This is a genomic window from Intestinibacter sp. (assembly GCF_051866655.1).
Classification (GTDB): domain Bacteria; phylum Bacillota; class Clostridia; order Peptostreptococcales; family Peptostreptococcaceae; genus Intestinibacter.
The window spans coordinates 1-4301 of record NZ_JBJDXL010000250.1; the positions used below are offsets into that span (position 1 = coordinate 1).

5 protein-coding genes are annotated in these 4301 nt (G+C 26.6%); 1 reads left to right on the plus strand and 4 read right to left on the minus strand.

The window, feature by feature from the left end:
- From ACI3VO_RS07425 to ACI3VO_RS07435, 3 genes are all read right to left on the minus strand, one after another.
- Window positions 1–553: PHP domain-containing protein (locus ACI3VO_RS07425; protein WP_439757296.1), on the minus strand; the 553-nt coding region annotated here is incomplete at its 3' end.
- Between the two features lie 3 nt (window positions 554–556).
- Entirely contained in the window at window positions 557–1471 is a 915-nt protein-coding gene (gene murB / locus ACI3VO_RS07430) for a UDP-N-acetylmuramate dehydrogenase (protein WP_439757297.1), read from the minus strand.
- A gap of 391 nt (window positions 1472–1862) precedes the next feature.
- Complete coding sequence (locus ACI3VO_RS07435) at window positions 1863–2651, minus strand: formate/nitrite transporter family protein (protein ID WP_439757298.1); 789 nt, start codon at window positions 2649–2651, stop codon at window positions 1863–1865.
- Between the two features lie 536 nt (window positions 2652–3187).
- Here ACI3VO_RS07435 and fdhD point away from each other — a divergent pair.
- Window positions 3188–3994, plus strand: coding sequence for a formate dehydrogenase accessory sulfurtransferase FdhD (gene fdhD / locus ACI3VO_RS07440; RefSeq protein WP_439757299.1), 807 nt, complete (start codon window positions 3188–3190; stop codon window positions 3992–3994).
- Window positions 3995–4100: 106 nt separating this feature from the next.
- Here the strand turns inward: fdhD and ACI3VO_RS07445 are convergent.
- The coding region (locus ACI3VO_RS07445) for a molybdopterin-guanine dinucleotide biosynthesis protein B (protein ID WP_439757300.1) at window positions 4101–4301 on the minus strand (201 nt) is incomplete at its 5' end.

Below are 4301 nucleotides of genomic sequence, written 5' to 3' on the forward strand. Positions count from 1 at the left end.
AACTATGGCTACTGTTTATCTCTAATCTAGTATCAGTATCCTCTGCTACCTTAGCCACCTCTTGTACATAAATATCTCCCTTATCTCCAGGATGTGTAATGACAAATATATCGTTATTTTTCATAGTATTTATAATTGCCTCGGTGTTGTATTCCTTCGCCTTTTCACTTTTAAAGAAATAATTTTGACACATATTGACCATTCCTTTTAAAGATGTCGGAATTGATCCAAAATGGTATCCTGCCATTACATAATCTAGATATTTATTGAATTTATCATGTAAATCGATATTGCCCTTATTATCTAATATATTACATTCAACGCCTAAGAGAATTTTAATTTGATCGTTGTATTTTTCATTTAACATATCGATTTCTTCTCTCATTCGTTTAAAATTGTCTATTTTTACTCCATAGGCAACATTTTTATATCCATGATCTGATATGCCTAGAGTCTTTATTCCTTTAGATATCGCAACCTTTACGTTTTCTTCGATAGTTCCCTTCCCATGACTATATACAGTATGGGTGTGGTAATCTGCTAATATCTTCATATATTAATCCTCTCCAAGTATTTTAACTTCTTCTTCTAGCATTATGCCAAATTTATTTAAAACTGTACTTTTTACAACATAAATTAAATCTAGTATGTCCTTAGCTGTTGCGTCACCTATATTCACAACAAATCCACAATGCTTTTCAGAAACCTGAGCGCCTCTTAAAGTCAATCCTCTTAATCCACAATCATCTATTAATTTACCTGCAAAATATCCTTCTGGTCTTTTGAATGTACTTCCTGCACTTGGTAAATTTAATGGTTGTTTGCTGACTCTTCTATTAGTTAAATCAGCCATAAATTCTTTTATTTCGTCGTAATTTCCTTTTTTAAGCTCAAGCTCTGCTGATAAAACTATATAATCAGAATTAGTAAGCATGCTTCTTCTGTATTCAAATTTCATTTGTTCATTTGTAAATTCAAATATTTCTCCTTGAGGATTCATCGCTCTTACTGATTTTACGACTGATTTTATTTCCCCTCCATAAGCACCAGCATTCATAGCTAATGCACCACCAAGAGAGCCTGGTATACCTGATATGCATTCAAAACCAGTTAAGCTCTCTCTAAGAGCAGCTTTTCCTATTGCAGCTAATAAAGCTCCAGCTTGTGCCTTTATTGTGTTTCCTTCTATTTCAAATTTATTGAAATTATCTCCAAATTCTATTACTACTCCTCTTATTCCGCCATCTTTTATTAATAAATTTGATCCATTTCCTATAATTAAATATGGTAAATTATTTTCATTTATATATTTCAATATACCACTCAATTGCTCTTCTGTTCTCGGTCTAACTAAAATATCTGCTGGACCACCTACTCTAAATGATATATGCTTTTTCATAGGTTCATCTATTTTTATATCTTCTTTATCAACTATTTTTAATAAATCATTATAAACTAATTCTTTATTCATATTTTTAATATTAATTGCCAAAATTTATGCATTATAATAATCATAAATATTTAAATTTTGACATACTCCTTTCTCTATTACATTTAACTTAATTTTTATCTATCTTTCTCAAAATCTATTCTATTATATAAATTTCTTTCTATATAAATTAATATATGTCATAGCTATAAAAAAGTATCAATTAATAAAAAAACACATAATTATAGCTATAAATGATTTTATCATATATTGAAGATTTATTTAAGGTTAATTTAATTTATTTAATAAATAGTTATATCTGTTTATTTATTTTATTTAAAGCTTTAATAATTGCACAAAAAAATACTATCGATAATATAAGCTACCGATAGTATTTTTTTATAAAATTATGATCTATTTAATTACATATTTTTTATACATTAGAAGCCTTTTTATCTGCTGCTAAGTATACAACGTAGTATATTACTGGTATTATTAATGCTCCACCTATTAAGTTACCTATTGTAACACAAATTAGGTTAGTTGCACATTGTGCTACTGTTACGTTTGCACCTAATAACATTCCTACTGGTATAAAGTACATATTTGCAACACTATGTTCAAATCCAGATAATACGAATAACATTATTGGGAACCAACATGCAAAGATTTTAGAAATTACATCTTGTGCACTTGTTGCTAACCATACAGCTAAAACAACTAGTATATTACATAATATACCTCTAAGTATCATAACTCCTACAGTTAATCCAGCTTTAGCTTCAGCTATTCCTATAGCTTTAGTAGCTGCATCTCCTCCACAGATACCACCATAATATACGATAAGTGCTAAAGCAACAGAACCTACTAAGTTTCCAAGCCATACAACACACCAGTTTTTAAGTAATTGTGAAGTTGTAATCTTGTTGCTCATTAATGCTAATGTCATTAAGTTGTTTCCTGTAAATAATTCAGCTCCACATACAACAACTAACATAAGTCCAACTGGGAACACTGCTGCTCCTATAAGTTTTGCAACCCCTGGATCAATTCCTGCAAATGTTTGACTTGCAATAGTGTTTCCAAGTGCTCCAAATCCTATGAATGCACCTGCTAAAATTCCTAATAAAAACATATTAAGTACTGGGAGATTAGCTTTCCCTACACCTACATTTACCATAGCATTGGCTATTTCTTTAGGTGCTAAAAATTTCTTATCCATAAAAAATACACCCCTTTTATTTATGATTTCTATACATATAATTATAGCACTATTTATTTAATATAAGGCATAAATTTGCTAATGTATACAGTATATTTATAATTTATTAACAAAGATTTTCTAAGTATAATTATATATATAATATATTTTATTTTTTAATATTAACATTTTAATATTTTGTCATGTTATAGTTTTTTTTAACTTAAAAGAGGTATATTTGTCATATAGTAAAATTATTATTTTCTTTGAAATTCTAATGATTTATCTTAATTATAAATATAAAAATTTGATTCTTTTTATTGAAATTCATTAATTTTATTAATTCGACTTAAATCTTCATAAATATATTATTTTTGTATATACACTTTTTTATATCTATTTACTAAATATATTTTACAACTTATAAAATCATAATTTTTTGTTTTTTTTATAACAAACTTATAAATACTCTTTCAAATTCATATCGATTTATTTTTTACATATTTTGGTATATAATTTGATTAAATAAGCATTATTTTTTAGGAGGTAATTTTTTTATGAAAAACCTTGAGAACGATCCAAATATTAATAAATTAGTAAGTTACGAATATAAAGAATCTTTTAAACTTCCTGTAATAAAGTATGAAATTTTTGAAAAAACATCTATTGAAGAAAATATTATTGCTGAATATCCACTAACCTTAATATTAAACGACAAAATTTATAATACATATTTCTGTCATCCATACAATTTAGATGATTTAGTTATCGGAAATCTATTTTTTGAAGGGAAAATAAAAAATAGAAACGATGTTTTAAAGCTAGATATTGATGAAAATGCTCGTATTGCAAAAGCTACTATTAATGAAAATGATTCTTCCGATGAAAAAATATTTATAAATGATATAAGCTACATTACATCAAATTGTATTACAAATAATACTATAAATATAGACTTAAAAACAACATACGAATTTATGAGCCATCATTTAAATTCATCTAAATTATTCCAAGAAACAGGCGGAGTACATTGTGCAGCTATCTACGATATTAAAAACAATAAATCTATAATAATTCGCGAAGATGTAGCTAGACATAATGCATTAGACAAGGCAATTGGTTACTGTATAAAAAACAATATCCCATTAAGTGATAAAATTCTTTTTATGAGTTCGAGAATATCATTTAACATGGCATCAAAGGTCGCTAAAGCTCAAATACCTATAATAATAGCTAAATCTGCGCCTACAAATTTAGCTATTGAGCTTTGTAATAAATTAAATATAACTCTTGCAGGATTTGTAAGAGGCAAAAAAATGAAGGTTTATACTAACCCAGAAAGAATAATTGTCAATGAAGAATAATAAACGCATCCACAAATATCATCAAAATTTTTTCTTAAGATATATCGAAAAATAGACTAAAAATCTATTTTTCGATACTAATTTAATATTTTATAAGTAAAATCTTTTATTTTTTATCACAATTATCAATGTAATCTAATATATTTTTTAAGATTAAATCTATATCATTTAAATCTATGACATTTTTCCCTTCTAAACCTTCTATATCCGTTGCTATAGCGATTAAAGTATCTTCTTTACATACAGTTTCTGTAGAATTACCTTTTCTCACAATTTCAATTTTAGGATAATCAGAATTTTTAAATCC

What these genes read in the sequence shown, in the direction of transcription:
- murB (WP_439757297.1), bottom strand. Translation starts at nt 1,471, where the DNA reads ATGAATAAAGAATTAGTTTATAATGATTTATTAAAAATAGTTGATAAA.
- ACI3VO_RS07435 (WP_439757298.1), bottom strand. Translation starts at nt 2,651, where the DNA reads ATGGATAAGAAATTTTTAGCACCTAAAGAAATAGCCAATGCTATGGTA.
- fdhD (WP_439757299.1), top strand. Translation starts at nt 3,188, where the DNA reads ATGAAAAACCTTGAGAACGATCCAAATATTAATAAATTAGTAAGTTAC.